Annotated in this window: 16 protein-coding genes; 11 read left to right on the top strand and 5 right to left on the bottom strand. The window is 60.6% G+C overall.

Going from position 1 to position 16,188, the window contains the following annotated elements; all coding sequences use genetic code 11:
• Window positions 1–23 precede the first annotated feature (23 nt).
• Window positions 24–725 (top strand): 2-C-methyl-D-erythritol 4-phosphate cytidylyltransferase, encoded by a 702-nt coding sequence (locus EI293_RS12940; RefSeq protein ID WP_246010631.1) that lies wholly within the window; start codon window positions 24–26, stop codon window positions 723–725.
• Between the two features lie 107 nt (window positions 726–832).
• Here EI293_RS12940 and EI293_RS12935 read toward each other — a convergent pair whose 3' ends face one another.
• Both EI293_RS12935 and EI293_RS12930 read right to left on the bottom strand, forming a co-directional pair.
• Entirely contained in the window at window positions 833–1,252 is a 420-nt protein-coding gene (locus EI293_RS12935; RefSeq protein WP_125438450.1) for a hypothetical protein, read from the bottom strand.
• A gap of 183 nt (window positions 1,253–1,435) precedes the next feature.
• Window positions 1,436–2,293 (bottom strand): hypothetical protein, encoded by an 858-nt coding sequence (locus EI293_RS12930; protein ID WP_125438447.1) that lies wholly within the window; start codon window positions 2,291–2,293, stop codon window positions 1,436–1,438.
• Between the two features lie 195 nt (window positions 2,294–2,488).
• Between EI293_RS12930 and EI293_RS12925 the strand changes: the two genes are divergently transcribed.
• Both EI293_RS12925 and EI293_RS12920 read left to right on the top strand, forming a co-directional pair.
• The gene (locus EI293_RS12925; protein ID WP_125438444.1) at window positions 2,489–3,067 is read left to right on the top strand and encodes a DUF4142 domain-containing protein; all 579 of its coding nucleotides are present in this window, start codon (window positions 2,489–2,491) and stop codon (window positions 3,065–3,067) included.
• Window positions 3,068–3,110: 43 nt separating this feature from the next.
• Window positions 3,111–3,350: a hypothetical protein gene (locus EI293_RS12920; protein WP_125438441.1), complete on the top strand. Its 240-nt coding sequence runs from the start codon at window positions 3,111–3,113 to the stop codon at window positions 3,348–3,350.
• 398 nt (window positions 3,351–3,748) lie between these two features.
• Here EI293_RS12920 and uvrA read toward each other — a convergent pair whose 3' ends face one another.
• Complete coding sequence (gene uvrA, locus EI293_RS12915) at window positions 3,749–6,898, bottom strand: excinuclease ABC subunit UvrA (protein ID WP_125438438.1); 3,150 nt, start codon at window positions 6,896–6,898, stop codon at window positions 3,749–3,751.
• Between the two features lie 275 nt (window positions 6,899–7,173).
• Between uvrA and EI293_RS12910 the strand changes: the two genes are divergently transcribed.
• Both EI293_RS12910 and EI293_RS12905 read left to right on the top strand, forming a co-directional pair.
• Window positions 7,174–7,911 carry a hypothetical protein gene (locus EI293_RS12910; protein ID WP_125438435.1) on the top strand — a complete coding sequence of 246 codons (738 nt, stop codon included), beginning with the start codon at window positions 7,174–7,176 and terminating at the stop codon, window positions 7,909–7,911.
• Between the two features lie 199 nt (window positions 7,912–8,110).
• Window positions 8,111–8,596: a hypothetical protein gene (locus EI293_RS12905; RefSeq protein ID WP_125438433.1), complete on the top strand. Its 486-nt coding sequence runs from the start codon at window positions 8,111–8,113 to the stop codon at window positions 8,594–8,596.
• A 216-nt stretch (window positions 8,597–8,812) separates the two neighbouring features.
• Here EI293_RS12905 and EI293_RS12900 read toward each other — a convergent pair whose 3' ends face one another.
• A complete protein-coding gene (locus tag EI293_RS12900) occupies window positions 8,813–10,432 on the bottom strand; it encodes an FAD-dependent oxidoreductase (protein ID WP_125438430.1) in 1,620 nt (539 codons plus the stop codon).
• 125 nt (window positions 10,433–10,557) lie between these two features.
• Here EI293_RS12900 and EI293_RS12895 point away from each other — a divergent pair, with 125 nt between their 5' ends.
• Genes EI293_RS12895 through EI293_RS12885 form a run of 3 tightly spaced genes read left to right on the top strand, consistent with a single transcriptional unit; the run spans window position 10,558 to window position 11,650 of the window.
• On the top strand, window positions 10,558–10,797 hold the full coding sequence (locus EI293_RS12895) for a hypothetical protein (protein WP_125438427.1): 240 nt from the start codon (window positions 10,558–10,560) through the stop codon (window positions 10,795–10,797).
• A 53-nt stretch (window positions 10,798–10,850) separates the two neighbouring features.
• Window positions 10,851–11,102, top strand: coding sequence for a hypothetical protein (locus EI293_RS12890; RefSeq protein ID WP_125438424.1), 252 nt, complete (start codon window positions 10,851–10,853; stop codon window positions 11,100–11,102).
• A gap of 56 nt (window positions 11,103–11,158) precedes the next feature.
• Complete coding sequence (locus EI293_RS12885) at window positions 11,159–11,650, top strand: hypothetical protein (protein WP_125438421.1); 492 nt, start codon at window positions 11,159–11,161, stop codon at window positions 11,648–11,650.
• Window positions 11,651–11,749: 99 nt separating this feature from the next.
• On the opposite strand, the gene asnS is transcribed toward EI293_RS12885, so the two are convergent.
• Window positions 11,750–13,153 carry an asparagine--tRNA ligase gene (gene asnS / locus EI293_RS12880; protein WP_125438418.1) on the bottom strand — a complete coding sequence of 468 codons (1,404 nt, stop codon included), beginning with the start codon at window positions 13,151–13,153 and terminating at the stop codon, window positions 11,750–11,752.
• A 287-nt stretch (window positions 13,154–13,440) separates the two neighbouring features.
• Here asnS and rpoN point away from each other — a divergent pair, with 287 nt between their 5' ends.
• The 3 genes from rpoN (at window position 13,441) to EI293_RS12865 (ending at window position 16,104) form a co-directional block, all read left to right on the top strand.
• Complete coding sequence (gene rpoN / locus EI293_RS12875; RefSeq protein WP_125438415.1) at window positions 13,441–15,024, top strand: RNA polymerase factor sigma-54; 1,584 nt, start codon at window positions 13,441–13,443, stop codon at window positions 15,022–15,024.
• Window positions 15,025–15,198: 174 nt separating this feature from the next.
• On the top strand, window positions 15,199–15,408 hold the full coding sequence (locus tag EI293_RS12870; RefSeq protein WP_125438412.1) for a hypothetical protein: 210 nt from the start codon (window positions 15,199–15,201) through the stop codon (window positions 15,406–15,408).
• Between the two features lie 66 nt (window positions 15,409–15,474).
• Window positions 15,475–16,104 carry a hypothetical protein gene (locus tag EI293_RS12865; protein WP_125438409.1) on the top strand — a complete coding sequence of 210 codons (630 nt, stop codon included), beginning with the start codon at window positions 15,475–15,477 and terminating at the stop codon, window positions 16,102–16,104.
• Window positions 16,105–16,188: the final 84 nt, after the last annotated feature.

Genomic DNA, 16,188 nt, shown 5'->3' with positions numbered 1-16,188 from the left:
TTTCACCCTCTCACCCTTACCGCGTGTCATCTTCCACTACTTGTCCCCGCTTTGCCATCATCGTAGCCGGCGGCACCGGCACCCGCATGGGCGCCGACCGGCCCAAGCAGTTTCTGGAGCTGGCTGGGGAGCCGGTGCTGGCGCATACACTGCGGCGTTTTGCCGAACCGGGTCTCAACGTGCAAGAACTGGTGCTGGTGCTTCCTTTTGATCAACTGACTACTTGGCAGCGCCTGTGCGAGCAGTATGGCATTGTGGTACCGCATACCGTGGTGGAGGGCGGAGCCACACGCTGGGCCTCGGTGCGGAACGGGCTGGCGCACTTAGCGGCGCAAACCAACGGCGTAGTAGCAGTGCACGACGGCGTCCGGCCGCTTACGCCACAGGCTGTCATTGAAGCCACGTATCAGGCAGCCTATAACCACGGCGCGGCCGTAGCCGCCGTAGTTCCCAAAGACTCCGTGCGGGGCCTTAACCAGCAGGGCTCCTATGCCTTGAACCGCAACCGCCTACGGCTGGTACAAACGCCCCAATGCTTTGATATAAGTCTGCTGCGCCGGGCTTATCAGTTACCGGAACTGACCACATTTACCGATGATGCCAGCGTGGTAGAGGATCTGCACCCGATCCATCTGGTAGAAGGCGACTACCGTAACCTCAAAATAACAACTCCCGAAGATATGCTTCTGGCCGAAACCCTGTTGCTCCGATATTCCAACCTGTAGCATCTGAGTAACAATAGGAATGCTGGCTCACGAGCACGACAGCACTCTACTCAAAATGGCCCCGGATACTGCGCATCCGGGGCCATTTTGAGTAGAGTGCTGTCGTGCTACAGATCAATGTAATCCACGTCGATTTCTCCGGTGTTTACGTTATAGCGGCCACCTACCCAGCTTTCGACGCCGTTTTGCGTTCTGAATTCTACGCTGAATGGATAGATACCGTCGCAGCCCTGCGTACCTACAATGACATTGAGTGGTTCCCAGCTCCGGCCGTAGGCGTACAGCCGAGCTTCCCGGACGATACGCGCCCGGATAGTGCTGGTGGGAGCCACGCAGGTAGGAGTGTAACCACCTCCGGTGCCACCACCGCCCCCGGGAGGACAGTCGCCATCGGGACAGATAGGAGCAACGTTATTGGCTGACTGAGTGGAGGAAGAGGGCGTGGCGGCTTCCGGCACTATGGAGCAGCTGCCCAGCGCAACGGAGCCCAGAACCAACGCAAATCGGGCGAAACCAGTACTTTTCATGAAATAAACTTGAACTGCTAGGATGGAAAGGATAGCAGCAATAGCGGAGTATTTGGAGCCGTTGACAAGGCCGGTTCGGTCTTATTTGTGACATTATTCCCAGACAGACACAAAAAAGGCGTACCGGAAGATCAGTTGACTGATTTTCCGGTACGCCTTTTTTGTGAGAAAATAACCCCGCTTCTACAACCGGCCGCCGACCCGAATAGTACGCGTCACGCCATTCACGGTGATGCTGGCAATATTGTCGCAGGCTTGGGTACCGGTGGGGTCGTAGTTGAGCAGTAGCTCTTTCTCCCTAGAAGTCAAAATCTTAACCGTACCGGCCACGAACGTACGGGCACAGCCAAGCTGAAACCGTTTGATAAGTGGCTGCTGCACGGTGGCCGTGTAGCTCACGCCTTTGCGGTTGGTGCCGGTGGTCTGGCCGTTCACCGTGTACTCATCGTCGGCAATGGTGCGGGTACCGAAGCCGGCGGTGCGGGTGTACGTGCGCTGGGAGGCCCAGGTGTGGGTACCGGCCGTGGTGGTCACGCTGGCATTCTGCACATCGAGGCTCCAGGAGCCCTGGCCAAGGTTGGTAATGGTGCGGATACCGGTATGCAGGTTGTCGTTGCGGTAATAGTTCTGCAGCGTAACGACCACCGTAGCGCCGGCCTGGCGGTACGAACCGCTGAATACAGCCACGATTTTACCGCGCCGGGCTACGCCGTTCGGCCCCACGCAGTTGGTAGTTCCGAAATCGAGGGTAAGAGTGCGGGTGGAGGCATCATAGGTACGGGTAAGGCAGTTGCCGGCCACCCGGCCCAGGTCGGCAGGCTCGGCAGCGGGGCTGCCGGCTACGGCCGCATCAGCGGGGGAAGCGGCCTCTACCAGGTCAGCTACCGTGGCGTTTTCATCTTCGGCCAGACTCTGATCTTCCGCCGAGGTGGCAGCATCGGCAGTGGCCTGGGGGTCGTTGGTTTTGTCACAGGCCGCCAGCAGTAAAGTGGAGGAAGCCAGCGCGGCAAGGCTCAGGGTACGAAATGCGGAGCGTTTCATGAAGAAGAGAGTAGAGAAGTGAAGACCAGAAGAAGTTATACAGGTTGTGAAGCGCGCTTTCGGTGGGTTGGAGGCCCCGTATACCGTGGAGTTTAATGGGGTTCGGAACTTTTTTTAAAAAATTCGTTCCGAACCCCGGCTACCCAGAAGCGTATAGCCGGTGCAGCCTCTGCCTTCACCCAATCCTCTGACCTAATGCTGGTTTCCTGCCGCCTGTATGCCCTTTTATTTCTGCCGTGGCTGGCCGCCTGCTCAGGGGCTGAGAGCAGCAAAGACCCGCTTTTCGAGGCCAAATTTCAAAATGAGAAGCGCATCGGCGAAGCGGCCGTTACGAAGCGGCAGATTCAGGACGCGGATTTTGTGGTGGAAACCGTGAGTCGGAAGATGGAGCTGCTGGAAATCAGTCAGATTGCTCAGCGCAAGGCCGCCTCGGCCGATGCCCGCTACCTGGCCCAGAGCGTTATTGCCCAAACCACCCCGCTGCTGGCCGACCTCAAAACCCTGGCCCAGCAGAAAACCCTGACGCTACCTACTGGCCTCGGCGAAACGCAGGCCCAACAGGTGGGCGAGCTGACGGCTCTCAACGGAGCAGCCTTCGACCAGAAATACGCCGAGCTGACCGCCAAGGTGCTGGATACTGACGAGGATACTACCGACGACATGATGGACGATGCCTACGACGCTGATATCCGCGCACTGGCAACCCGCCAACTGACCACGCTCAAGGCCCTTAACCAGGCCACTGATGCCCTCCATGATAAGCTCAATCCATAACGCCCGCCTCCCCTCTATTCTTTCATCCTACTTTTTTTCACGCATGAAATTCCGCTTTCTTCCTTTCCTGACCCTGAGTGCCGGCTTGTTGCTGGCTGGTTGCAATGGCGCCGAAAAACGTACCGACGGTACTGCCGGTGAAGCCGTAAGTGACATGGATGCCGCCGCCGCCGACGGAGGCGTGCAGGCCGATGCCGTGGTTATCGATAACAACGCCGGCCCTACCATCACGGCCGACGCGGATTCGGCTATGGCCGCAGATTCGACCAGCATGGGCAAATAAGGCCCTTTGCCAGACGCACAACGCCCCGCCGGATACTGCATCCGGCGGGGCGTTGTGCGTATACTGCGTTAGGCGTGCTTATCGGCGGGCCGTGTAGTCAGACTCCGAAGTGGGCGTGCTATCCAACAGCTTAGTATCCTGAGGCGGCTGGTTTGTGAGTGCAGCTGGCTGGGCAAGCTGCGCGGTAGTGCGGGCAGTTACAGCTTTGCCTGATTCGGCAGCAAAGGGTTTGGGTGGCGTAGTGATTATGGCAACAGCCAGCAGGGCGGGAAAAACGAGGACTTTCATAACCGTGGGAATTGGAAAAGAAAGGCTCAAACTATACAATACCTTGACTCCAGACAAGTATTTACTGAAATCAAAGCATTTTTTTACGCATAAAACTGCAATACGCTTATTTACACTTCCGCGTAGCGGCTCAGCTTCAGCTCCTCGGCTAGGAAACGGCTGGTGTGGCCTTTGTCGGACTTGGCTACCTGCTCGGGCGTGCCCTGGGCCACGATGGTGCCGCCCGCCCCGCCACCTTCCGGCCCGATGTCGATGAGGTGGTCGGCTACTTTGATCAGGTCCAGGTTGTGCTCAATGATGAGGACGGTGTTGCCCTTATCAGCGAGCTTGTGCAGAACGACGGAGAGGTGGTTGATGTCCTCGAAGTGCAGGCCGGTGGTGGGCTCGTCGAGGATGTAGAACGTCTTGCCGGTATCCTTCTTGCTGAGCTCGGTGGCCAGCTTTACGCGCTGGGCCTCGCCGCCCGACAGCGTGGTGGCTTGCTGGCCCAGGGTGAGGTAGCCCAGGCCTACCTCGTTCAGGGTCTGAATTTTGCGCAGGATGCGGGGCTGAAACTCGAAGAACTCTACGGCCTTTTCCACGGTCATGTCCAGCACATCGGTGATGCTCTTGCCTTTGAAGCGCACTTCCAGCGTTTCGCGGTTGTAGCGGCGGCCTTTGCAGGTTTCGCAGGGCACGTGGACGTCGGGCAGGAAGTTCATTTCGATGGTGCGCATGCCGGCGCCCTCGCAGGTTTCGCAGCGCCCGCCCTTCACGTTGAAGGAGAAGCGGCCTGGCCCGTACCCGCGGATTTTGGCCTCGGGCAGGTTGGCGAACAGCTGGCGAATTTCAGTGAACACGCCAGTATAGGTGGCCGGGTTGGAGCGCGGCGTGCGCCCGATCGGCGACTGGTCCACCTCAATCACCTTGTCGATAAACTCCAGACCCTCAATCTTATCGTAGGCCAGCGGCTCACGCTTGGCGTTGAAGAAGTGCTGGTTGAGGATGGGGTAGAGCGTATCGTGGATGAGCGAGGACTTGCCGGAGCCCGACACGCCCGTAACGGCAATGAGCTTGCCCAGTGGGAACTTGGCCGTCACGTTTTTGAGGTTGTGGCCTTTGGCACCGCGCAGCACCAGCTCGTTGCCTTCGCCGGCCCGCTTTTTCTTGCGCAGCTCAATGTGCTTCTGCCCGCTGAGGTACTGCGAGGTGAGCGAGCCCGAGGTGAAGATTTCGGAGGGCGTGCCCTGGGCCACAATCTGGCCGCCGTGGATGCCCGCGCCAGGGCCGATGTCGAGCACGTGGTCGGCATGCAGGATCATGTCCTTGTCGTGCTCCACCACAATTACCGAGTTGCCCAGGTCGCGCAGGTGCTGCAGAGCTTTGATGAGCCGCTCGTTGTCGCGCTGGTGCAGGCCGATGCTGGGCTCGTCCATGATGTAGAGCACGCCCACCAGCTGGGTCCCGATCTGGGTAGCCAGGCGGATGCGCTGCGACTCGCCGCCCGAGAGCGTGCGCACTGAGCGGTGCAGGTTCAGGTAATCGAGGCCCACTTCCAGCAGGAAGCCGATGCGCTTGCGGATTTCCTTGAGCAGCTCGCGCGCAATCAGGTTCTGACGCTCCGAGAGGCGGTCTTCCAGGCCCTCAAACCACACGGCCAGGTCGTTCAGGTCCATCACCGACAGCTGCCCGATGTGGTGGTCGGCAATCTTGAAGTGCAACGACTCCTTTTTGAGGCGGAAACCGTGGCACTCGGGGCATTCCTTGGCCTGGGTGTACTGCTGAATCCACTCCCGGATGTTGTCGGACTCCGACTCCATCTGGCGGCGCAGAAACGGGATGATGCCCTCGAAGGGCTCGGTGTAGTTGGCTTTTTTGGGGTCGGCGTCCTCGTCCTCGGGCACGCCGTAGAGCAGCCGCTCCACCAGCTCGGCGGGCAGCTTCTCGATGGGGGTGCTGAGGCTGGCTTTGTTTTTCTTGAGAATCAGGCCCAGCTGCTGGAAAATCCAGATGTCGCGGTACTCGCCCAACGGCGCAATGCCGCCGCGGCTGATGCTGAGCTTCTTGTCGGGCATCACCGTTTCCTCGGTGATTTCCTGCACCTCGCCCAGGCCATTGCAGGTGGGGCAGGCGCCATAGGGCGAGTTGAAGCTGAACGTGTTGGGCGCTGGGTCGTCGTAGGCAATGCCGGTGGCCGGGTCCATGAGGAAGCGGGAGAAGAACTGGGTGTTGTCCTTCTTCTTGTCGGCGTCGAGCACCAGCATGGTGCCTTTGCCCTGGGTCAGTGCATTCTGCACCGAGCCGGAGAGGCGGAACCGGTCTTCTTCCTTCACCACCAGCCGGTCGATGACGATTTCGATGTCGTGGATTTTGTAGCGGTCCACCTGCATCTTGGGCGTGATGTCGAGCAGCTCGCCATCCACGCGCACCTTCGTGAAGCCCAGCTTGGCCACCTGCTGAAACAGCTCCCGGTAGTGGCCTTTGCGGCCCTTCACCACCGGCGCCAGCACCACCATTTTGCGGCCGTCGTACTCTTTCAGGATGTAGTTGATGATCTGGTCGTCGCTCTGCCGGATCATCTTCTGGCCCGTGGCGTAGCTGAACGCCTCGGCGGTGCGGGCGTAGAGCAGGCGCAGGAAGTCGTAAATCTCGGTGATGGTGCCCACCGTGGAGCGGGGGTTGCGCGAGGTGGTTTTCTGCTCGATGCTGATAACCGGCGACAGGCCCTCAATCTTATCCACATCGGGCCGCTCCAGCCCGCCCATAAAGCTGCGGGCGTAGGCCGAAAACGTTTCCATGTAGCGGCGCTGGCCCTCGGCGTAGATGGTATCAAAAGCCAACGACGACTTGCCCGAGCCCGAAATGCCGGTGAACACCACCAGCCGCCCGCGCGGAATTTTGACCGATACGTTTTTGAGGTTGTGCTCCCGGGCCCCGTACACTTCAATGTAGGGCGCTTCCAAATCGGCCGGGCCCAGCAGCTGGCCCACAATGCGGGCCTGGTTTTCCAGCACGGCCTCGCTCACCTGCTCCTGACGCGGCACGGCCTGCACGGCGGCGGTGCTGTGGTGGTTGGTGCCATCGGCCACGGCCGCCGCCACCGACTTAGGCGCTTTAGCTTCTTTGGGGGCCTTGGCGGGCTTGGAAACTGGCTTAACTTCCGGATCAGCCACCGTAGCCGCAACGGACTTCGTTGCTTTGGCCGAACGGGGAGCTTTGGCTACCGCCGGTTTGGCGGCAGCGGAAGAAGAAACAGAAGCGGCGGTTGATTTTTTGGCCATGCAGCAGCGAAGCGGATAAGTCTGCAAAAGTACGCAAAACGCGCCCGGTAGGCTACCCCCAATAGTTTATTTGCCAGCAGTTTTAGCGCGGCCGGCTCGGGGGCGCCACCCGGTACAGCGGGGGCAGACGGTCTGTAACAACGCAGCCGCCCGAAATGTCCCGGCAGCACGAAAAAGGCTTCGTGTGCTACGGAACTGACGGCGCATACTGTTCCGTAAAATATGGTGCGGCTTTTGCCTAGGGGTGCCGGAACGCTTCCTTGCTTTTTGCATCCATGAAAACTCTCCTGAAATCGGGTTTTGTGCTGGCTCTCGGATTGCTGCTCTCCGGCGGCAGTGCCCAGGCGCAGGTCCGGGTGAATATCAACGCGCCTTACTGGGGCCCGGCCGTGCCGCCGAACGTGCAGTATTACTACGTGCCGGAAATCGACGGATACTATGATCTGTATAGCCGGTCGTACCTGTTCTTTGATCCGGCCTACGGGGCATGGGTCAGCTCGCCGGTTTTGCCCCGGGTGTACGCCACCTACGACCCGCGCTTCTTCCATCCGGTACCTATCCAGTACGTGGGCCGGCAGCCCTGGGGCTACCTGCGCGACCACCGCCAGTACTGCGACCGGTGGGGCGTGCGCCCCGGCCGCTACTACGGTAGCAGCTGGCCCGGCCGCGGCTATGTGGTGGCCCCGCGCGGCGGCTATGGCCCCGCTTACTACGGCAACCGCCCCTACGGCCAGAGCGGCTACGCTCAGAACGGCTACCGAGACAACCGCAACGACTACAACGACCGGAATGAACGCAACGACCGGGACGGCCGCGACGGGCGCTATGATCGGGACGACAGAAACGACCGGGGTGATAATCGCTACGGCCGCACCGACAACAACCAGGGCAACAACCAAAGCGGGCGCGACGAGCGGGGCGGCTACTCGCCCCGACCCGATCAGCCGGCTCCTACCAACCCACCCCAGGCCCCCGGCGGCTACGGTGGTGGCAGACGCGGCCGCGTACTGTAAACACCACCTAAAAACGCTTTTGGCCGCTGGTTGAAAGCGTTTTTGTGGCTTCAGTAGTGCGCTTAACCAAACCTCTGCTGTTGCGTTAAGGGCCTTACCCTCAGCGGTTGTTCAATAGCGTGACTGAACTGGCCCCGTTCTTGCAAATCATTCATACAGCTACATTTTCTCTCACCCGTTCACTTTACGCTTCGTCTTCATGGATCTTCTGCCTAAAATAGCCCTGTCCGGCCTACTGACGTTGTCGCTGGCCGGAGTCGTTCAGTCGGCCAAGGCCCAAGTGACCATCAACGTTAACCCGCCTTCCTGGGGGCCCGCCGCACCGGCCGGCACACAGTACTACTACGTGCCCGAGTACGGCGGCTACTACGACCTGCGCGACCAGCAGTACATCGTGCAGCGCGACGGCCGCTGGACCCGGGTAGTCTCGTTGAGCGGTTATAACCCTACCAGTTTTCACCCCGTGCCTATCACCTATGTGGGCGCTCAGCCCTGGGTACTGATTCGGGAGCATAAGGTAAAGTATCCGAAAGCAGGCCACCCCCACGGCATGCCTCCCGGCCAGGCCAAAAAGGCCCGGGTGGTGTACGCCGTACCGGCCGGCCAGCCGGTGTACGTAGTAGAAGGAAAAGGGAAAGACAAAGGCCACGGTCCGGGCAAAGGCCACGGCAAGGGCAAGCACTAGCCAGGTTTCTTTCTGAACGCAAACGCCCATCCAGGTTGGATGGGCGTTTGCGTTTGGGGGCACCGCCAGAACATCATCTGAGCGAACCAAAAAACTTCTCCCGCCTTGATTAGATTACCACTACAACGTCAGCACGCGAGATTCCTCGGCAAGCTCGGAATGACGTTCTATTCGGAGTGAGGTTCTACATTAGTTGGTTTCTTTGTACTTCTCTAATCAGGCCAGCAGTTTGCTCCAGTTGAGCTTGCGGCGGGCGGCGGTGGGCGTGGGCATGCGGCCGGTGCGCAGCAGCTCCTCAATGCAGATCATGTCGTCGTCGTGCTGCATGGCGGCGGCGGCTACCAGCTTGTTCTGGTAGGCGTAGAGGGCCAGGAACTTGTGGCGGCGCACGTCGCCGTGGAAGATGATTTCATCCCAGACGGTGGCGTGGCCGGCGTAGCGCAGGCTTTTTCCGAATTGCTGGGTCCAGAAGAACGGTATTTCCCGGAAGGCCACTTGCTGACCCAGCATATTGCGGGCCGCAACGGCGCCGTGCTGCTGGGCCACCCGCCAGTGCTCAATCCGGTGTTGTCCCAAACCACCGGGCAGCGGAAACAGGGCCACGTCACCGGCGGCGTATACGTGCTCGGCGGCGCAGAGGTGGGCATCCACGCGCAGGCCGCCGTCCTTCTCCAGGTCGAAGGTTTCGGCCAGAAACTCGGTGGCGGGGCGCACCCCCACGGCCAGTAGCACCACATCGGCGGGCAGGCGCTGGCCCGAGGCCAGGCGCACGGCAGTTACGTGGCCGTTTTCGCCTTCCAGGCTCACCACTTCGGCCTCGGCCCGGAACCGCACGCCGTGGCGGCGGTGCAGATTGCGGAACATTCGCCCAATCTTCGGCCCCAGAATACGGGCAAACGGCTCGGCCTCCTGGGCTACTACCGTCACCTGCCGCTCCTCTCCTACCAGACTGGCCGCCGCCTCCATCCCGATAAAACTACTCCCGATGATGACCACTCGCTGAGCTTTGGCAACGGCCTGCCGGAGCTGTTCGGCATCCTGGGCGGAGCGCAGGGGCAGCACACCGGCCAGGTCGTGGCCGGGGAGCTTGGGCAGGGTGTTGGGGGTGCAGCCGGGAGCCAGCAGCAGCGCATCGTAGTGGAGCGGGCCGCGGCCACTGAGCTTGAGCTGGCGGGTGCGCAGGCTCAGGCCGGTAGCGCGGGTATCGGCCAGCACTTCAATGCGGTGCTGTTCGTAGAAATCCTCTTTGCGCAGCGGCAGGGCCTTATTATCGGCTTTGCCGGCGAGGTAGGCTTTGCTGAGTTTGGTACGGTCGTAGGGCGCGGCGGCCTCGGCCGTTACCAGCACAATGCGGCCGCCGAAACCCTCGGTGCGCAGCGTCTGGGCCGCAAACTGGCCGGCGGCCCCGCCGCCTACTATGGCGAAGGTGCGGGCATCGGGGGCGGCGGCGTTGGGGGCGGGTTCCGCGCCTTGCACCAAAGCGGTGGGCGTGGTATCGGGCGAGTCGGTGGCAGCGGCAGGGCGGGCGGGCAGCTGCACCCATACGCGGCCATCGGCCACGCGCACGGGGTAGCTGGGCAGATTATCGAGGGCCGGCGGCTGGCAGAGGTGACCATCCGTAACGCGGAAGCAGGCGTGGTGCCAGGGACAGATCAGCTGGTCGCCCACAATCCGGCCCTTTTCCAGCGGGGCGCCGTAGTGCGGACAGTTGGGTGCCAGCGCCAGGTACTGGCCCTGGCGGCGCAGCAGCAACACGGCCGCCCCCGAGGTGGCCGTGAACGTGCGCATTTCGCCTTCCTGAAGCGCATCGGCGGGGGCAAAGTCAAATTCGGGCATGGGCAGCGGAATACTAGTAAGGGCCTGCCCTGCCAACGAGCCGGAGGAAAACCGGGTTGTGTTGTCCTGCCGTAATTCCGGCTACCGGCCCGTATCGGCTTACTGTTCAAAACATTTCCCATCCCATGCCTTCCCCCTCTCCGGCTGGCACCAGCCTCCCGATTCTGCTGCACGCGCTGCTGCGGGAGCAACGGGCGTGCCTGCTGGTGTACCGTGCGCCGGGCACCTCGGCCGAGTTTGCGGTACGCGGGATTCTGCTGGACGTACTGCGGCGCGGGCAGGTCGATTATCTGCGGCTGGCGGGCGGCTGCGAGCTGCGCCTCGACTGGCTGGTGGCCGTGAACGGGCACCGGCTGGCAGCCTAACCCCGGGGCCGGACTTTGCCGTATGCCGGAGGGTACGTTTTCCTTCCCCACTCATGGCAACCGCACCCTACCAACCCATCAGCTGCTCGTTTTACGACGAGCTGGAGGCCCGCGCCACCACCGGCCAGCCCTGCACCCTCACCTACCGCACCGAGCCCGACACCCCGCCCAGCACCTATCACGGCATCATCCAGGACCTTTTCATCCAGGACAAAGTGGAGTACCTGCGCCTCGCCGACGGCTTCGAGCTGCGCCTGGATAATCTGCTGGCCGTGGATGATAGGGAGCTACGGAATTACTGCTGAGAAAATGTATTCCTCAACAGAATGCTCAACCTCACCAGCCGGCTATCTTGCTACGCATGAAGCACCTGTTGATCCTGATAACAGCCGTTTTGCTTGTGGCCTGCACCGAACCACAACAAAACCGAAAGTATCTGTACGACCTACAATTATCAGAGCAAGTCAGATGGTTTGGGGACCGTCTGACACCCATTCCCGACTCTTTTGCTACGCTTGTTACCGTACAAGCAAAACGTGGAGTAGCAAACAACTATAAATGGTCAGCGCAAGGCAAAAAAAGATTTAGCTCATACATCCAGAAGTCTTCTGGTACTCTATCGGCCCAGTTATCTGACAGTCTGTATTACTTAGTCAAACAAGCTTTTATCAACCTTCCCGCTTATTCGGATGAGTCTCTTGCCATGCCTCAACTCTCTGATTGGGGTGCCAGCAAAACAGAAATGAGCACTTTCGATGGACGGACAAAAGCCTCTATAACAAACGGCAATAGCAACCACCACACCAATAGTATACTTTTCTTACTCAGACACTCCCGAAAGGCAAATAGATAATACAGTACAACGAAACGGCCGCCCCACTTGCGTGAGGCGGCCGTTGAAACGTCCACGAAATCCGACGAATCCGAAATTAATCCACGGAAAGCCGTGAGCCTAAAACTCCGCCGACTTCGGGAAGCGGGGGAAGGGAATCACGTCGCGGATGTTGGCCATGCCGGTGATAAACAGGATGAGACGCTCGAAGCCCAGGCCGAAGCCGGCGTGCGGGGCCGAGCCGAAGCGGCGGGTATCGAGGTACCACCAGAGGTCTTCCTCGGGGACGTGCATTTCCTGCATGCGCTGCGTGAGCTTCTGCAAATCGTCCTCGCGCTGGGAGCCGCCAATGATTTCGCCGATGCCGGGGAACAGCACGTCCATGGCACGCACGGTGCGGCCATCCTCGTCCAGCTTCATGTAGAAGGCCTTGATATCCTTAGGGTAGTTGGTGAGGATAACCGGCTTCTTGAAGTGCTTCTCCACCAAATACCGCTCGTGCTCCGACTGCAGGTCGGTACCCCAATCCACGGGGAATTCGAACTTCTGCTTGGCGGTTTTCAGGATTTCCACGGCCTCGGTGTAGGTGAGGCGCTGGAAATCATTGTCCACTACAAACTGCAAGCGGCTCAGCAGCTCCTTATCGTACTGGTCGTTGAGGAACTGCAGGTCGTCGGGGCAGTGCTCCAGGGCGTAGCGCACTAGGCTGCGGAGGAAATCCTCGGCCAGGTCCATGTTGTCCTGTAAGTCGTGGAACGCCACTTCGGGCTCAATCATCCAGAACTCGGCCAAATGGCGGGCCGTGTTGCTGTTCTCGGCCCGGAAGGTGGGGCCGAAGGTGTACACCTTGCCCAGCGCCATGGCCGCCACCTCGCCCTCGAGCTGACCCGATACGGTGAGGTTGGTGGCTTTGCCGAAGAAATCCTGGCTGTAATCTACCGCGCCGGCCTCGTCCAGGGGCGGCTTGGTGTCGGAAAGCGTGGTGACGCGGAACATCTGGCCGGCACCCTCGGCATCGGAGCCGGTGATGATGGGCGTGTGGATGTAGAAGTAACCGTGGTCGTTGAAGTACTTATGCACCGCAAACGACATGGCGTGCCGGATGCGCAGCACCGCCCCAAACGTGTTGGTGCGGGGGCGCAAATGGGCAATGCCGCGCAGGAATTCCAGCGTGTGGCCCTTCTTCTGGAGCGGGTACGCGTCCTGGTCGGCGGTGCCGTACACGGTGATTTCCGTGGCCTGGATTTCTACCGACTGGCCCTTGCCCTGCGAAGCAACCAGCTTGCCGCGCACGGCTACGGCGGCGCCGTTGTCCACGCCGTCGGCCTTCAGCTTCTCCTCCGGAAACTGCTCGGCGTTGGCTACTACCTGAATGGAATTAAAGCCGGAGCCGTCGTTCACGGCAATAAACTGCACGTACTTGTTGCCGCGGCGGGTGCGTACCCAGCCTTTTACCAGCACTTCGCGGTCCAGCTCGGTGCTGCGGAGCAAATCCTGCACGCTGGTTCTTCGGAGGTCGGACATGGGAAATCGGTTCTGCTAAAGGAATGTAAGAGCTGCAAAGGTAGAAGTTTTGACAGGCGGATTCTGTACCGCTTATCATCCTGCATCCATCGTACGCGAAGCGAAGGACCTTCTCACGTCAGCGCAAGTCACTGTTACGGTAGCCGTGCTGATGAGAGAAGGTCCTGCACTTCACCTAGAATGACCGGGAAACCCCAACATTTTCCCCCAAACTCAAGTACAGAAAGGGCTATATTTGGCCTAACCACCCCGTTTTACCACCGGCGGGGCGTACGCGTTTTCAGAGTATGCAACGACTGGACATGAAGCAGCTTCTCTCGCAGAAGCTGAGCCCCCAACAGATTCAATTTATTAAGCTGCTGCAGATTCCTACCGCAGAGCTGGAAGCCCGCATCAAGGAAGAGCTGGAGGTGAACCCGGCCCTGGAGGAAGGCGAGGACCAGGAGGACGAGTTTGAGGACCAGGACCGCGAGGAAGAAGCCGAAACGGATGATTTCGACGACCCGGATTCCGAATTCGATAACCCCGATAACACGCTGGAGGAGGATTTCGACAGCGGTCAGGCCGAGGAGCAGCCGGAGCTGGAAATTCCCATCAAGGACGAGCCCACGGAAGCGCCCGAGTCGGAATCGGCCGACGACCTGGACCTGAGCGACTACCTGCACGACGACGAAATAGCGGGCTACAAAATGCAGGGCGACGGCCCCGGCGAGGACGAGGACGACCGGGAAATGCCCCTTGCCGATACCAGCGGCTCGCTCATGGACAACCTGCTCGACCAGCTGGGCTTTGCCAACCTCGATGAGAAGCAGGAAGCCATTGGCCGCCAGCTCATCGGCTCCATCGATGGCGACGGCTACATCCGCCGCGACCTGTCGGCCATTGCCAACGACCTGGCATTTGCCCAGAATCTGGAAGTAACGGTACCCGAAATCGAAAGCGTGCTGCACGTTATCCAGACCTTCGACCCAGCCGGGATTGGCGCCCGCGACCTGCAGGAATGCCTGTTGCTACAGCTGGAGCGCCGCCCCCAGGACGAGGCCACCGAGCACGCCGAGCAGATTCTCAACGATACCTTCGACGAGTTTACCAAGAAGCACTACCCCCGCATTCAGCAGAAGCTGGACTTGGAAGACGATGAGCTCAAGGACGCCATTGCCCTTATCCTCAAGCTCAATCCCAAGCCCGGCGGCACCGGCCCGGTGGGTATGGGTAAGGTGCAGTACATCATTCCCGACTTCCTGCTGACCCACGACAACGGCCAGTTCAACCTCACGCTCAACACGCGCAACGCCCCCGATCTGCGCGTGTCGCCGGCCTACACCGAGATGTTCCAGGCCTACGACAAGGCGTCGAAGAAGGACAAAAAGATGAAGGAGGCCGTGACCTTCGTGAAGCAGAAGCTTGACTCGGCCAAGTGGTTTATTGATGCCATCCGGCAGCGCCAGAACACGCTGCTGCGCACCATGGACTCCATTGTGCGCTACCAGCGCGAGTTCTTCGCCGAGGGCGACGAGAGCAAGCTGCGGCCCATGATTCTGAAGGACATTGCTCAGGAAATCGGGATGGACATCAGCACCGTGAGCCGGGTAGCCAACTCCAAGGCCGTCCAGACGGAATTCGGCATCTACCCGCTCAAGTACTTCTTCTCCGAAGGCATTGCCACCGACTCGGGCGAAGATGCCAGCTCCCGGGAGGTGAAGCACATTTTGAAGGAAATCATCGAAGGCGAGCAGAAAAACCGCCCGCTCAGCGACGACAAGCTGGAAAAAATGCTGAACGCCCGGGGCTACAACATTGCCCGCCGCACCGTAGCCAAGTACCGCGAGCAGCTGAATATTCCGGTAGCCCGCCTGCGCAAGGAGCTGTAAGCCGCTCCGGCCGCCGCCCTTGCCCCCGAAGCCCCTCGCCCCGCCGCCGCTGCTGTTGGCCGGGTGAGGGGCTTCGTTCGTCCAATAACGTGCCCCGGGCCTGATCCGGGCCGGCGGAAACCGGCGTAGATGACCGCACAACGCCTCTTTCACACGCCTCTATTGCCGCCGCTCATGTCCCTGGTTCGTACGTTTCTCGCTGTTTTGCTGCCCACGTTGCTCTTGGCTGTTCTGCTGGGTCCCACGGTGGTAGGTGCCGCTACCCGGCCCACCCGCCAGCTGCTGGAAAGCAGCGCCCGGCGGGTCAGCGGAGCCAGCGCAACCGTACGAAACCAGGACGTGAGCAGCCACCAGCTGGCCGTGACCGGGCGACGGGCAGCCTGATCAACTGACCGGAAACCAGCGCTGGTGCTTACCTTCGTTAGGTTTCGCCCCCTTTCACCCGGCTCCGTGTCCCGAATTCTGGCGACGGTACTCTCAGCGGTATTTCATCCGCTGTTGGTGCCGTCTTACTTGTTTTACATCGTCTGCTACCAGCTACCCGGCGTGGTGCAGCAACCTGCTATGCCCGACCGGTGGCTGGTACTGGCAGTAGCGTGGGGCTTCACGTTCGGGCTGCCGTCCATCGGCACGGCAATTATGCTGGGGCTGGGCTTGGTGAGTTCTCTGGAGCTGCGGGAAAGACGGCAGCGGGCATGGCCGCTGCTGCTGGCGGCGGCCAGTTTTGGGGTGGCTGCCTGGCTGCTGCACCGGCCCAGCCTGTTCGATGCGCTGCTGTTTCAGATGATGAGCGGCATGAGCCTGGCCGTGTTGCTCACGTTTCTGATAACGCTGCGCTGGAAGATTTCGGCCCACGGCGTGGGCATGGGCGGGGCCTTCGGGCTGCTGGCCCTGCTGTACCTTGGTGGAGAGGCCGGACTGCCCGCGCTGGGGTGGCTGGTGGGTATCACGCTGCTGGCCGGAGCCGTGGGCAGTGCCCGACTGGCCCTCAATGCCCACACCCCCGCGCAGGTCTGGGCCGGGTTGGGGCTGGGGACCGGCCTAGTGCTGGGCTTCGGGGCCGGCTTAGCGTTGGGCTAGCCCGATTCGGTTGCGTATCTTTCTTCTGGTATCTTCCCCGCACTGCGCCGGTAGCCCTACTGCCGGCCAGCCAGGCTGTTGCTA

It is taken from the genome of Hymenobacter perfusus (assembly GCF_003944765.1).
Lineage (GTDB): Bacteria > Bacteroidota > Bacteroidia > Cytophagales > Hymenobacteraceae > Hymenobacter > Hymenobacter perfusus.
The sequence above is the reverse complement of the archived record's forward strand: the minus strand, read 5'-3'. Positions and strand labels throughout refer to the sequence as shown.

Excerpts from the sequence above, each read along its gene's own strand:
- EI293_RS12900 (WP_125438430.1), bottom strand. The coding sequence starts at position 10,432 with ATGCCCGAATTTGACTTTGCCCCCGCCGATGCGCTTCAGGAAGGCGAA.
- EI293_RS12890 (WP_125438424.1), top strand. The coding sequence starts at position 10,851 with ATGGCAACCGCACCCTACCAACCCATCAGCTGCTCGTTTTACGACGAG.
- EI293_RS12920 (WP_125438441.1), top strand. The coding sequence starts at position 3,111 with ATGAAATTCCGCTTTCTTCCTTTCCTGACCCTGAGTGCCGGCTTGTTG.
- asnS (WP_125438418.1), bottom strand. The coding sequence starts at position 13,153 with ATGTCCGACCTCCGAAGAACCAGCGTGCAGGATTTGCTCCGCAGCACC.
- EI293_RS12935 (WP_125438450.1), bottom strand. The coding sequence starts at position 1,252 with ATGAAAAGTACTGGTTTCGCCCGATTTGCGTTGGTTCTGGGCTCCGTT.
- EI293_RS12895 (WP_125438427.1), top strand. The coding sequence starts at position 10,558 with ATGCCTTCCCCCTCTCCGGCTGGCACCAGCCTCCCGATTCTGCTGCAC.
- EI293_RS12925 (WP_125438444.1), top strand. The coding sequence starts at position 2,489 with ATGCTGGTTTCCTGCCGCCTGTATGCCCTTTTATTTCTGCCGTGGCTG.
- EI293_RS12905 (WP_125438433.1), top strand. The coding sequence starts at position 8,111 with ATGGATCTTCTGCCTAAAATAGCCCTGTCCGGCCTACTGACGTTGTCG.
- rpoN (WP_125438415.1), top strand. The coding sequence starts at position 13,441 with ATGCAACGACTGGACATGAAGCAGCTTCTCTCGCAGAAGCTGAGCCCC.
- EI293_RS12870 (WP_125438412.1), top strand. The coding sequence starts at position 15,199 with ATGTCCCTGGTTCGTACGTTTCTCGCTGTTTTGCTGCCCACGTTGCTC.
- EI293_RS12885 (WP_125438421.1), top strand. The coding sequence starts at position 11,159 with ATGAAGCACCTGTTGATCCTGATAACAGCCGTTTTGCTTGTGGCCTGC.
- uvrA (WP_125438438.1), bottom strand. The coding sequence starts at position 6,898 with ATGGCCAAAAAATCAACCGCCGCTTCTGTTTCTTCTTCCGCTGCCGCC.
- EI293_RS12910 (WP_125438435.1), top strand. The coding sequence starts at position 7,174 with ATGAAAACTCTCCTGAAATCGGGTTTTGTGCTGGCTCTCGGATTGCTG.
- EI293_RS12930 (WP_125438447.1), bottom strand. The coding sequence starts at position 2,293 with ATGAAACGCTCCGCATTTCGTACCCTGAGCCTTGCCGCGCTGGCTTCC.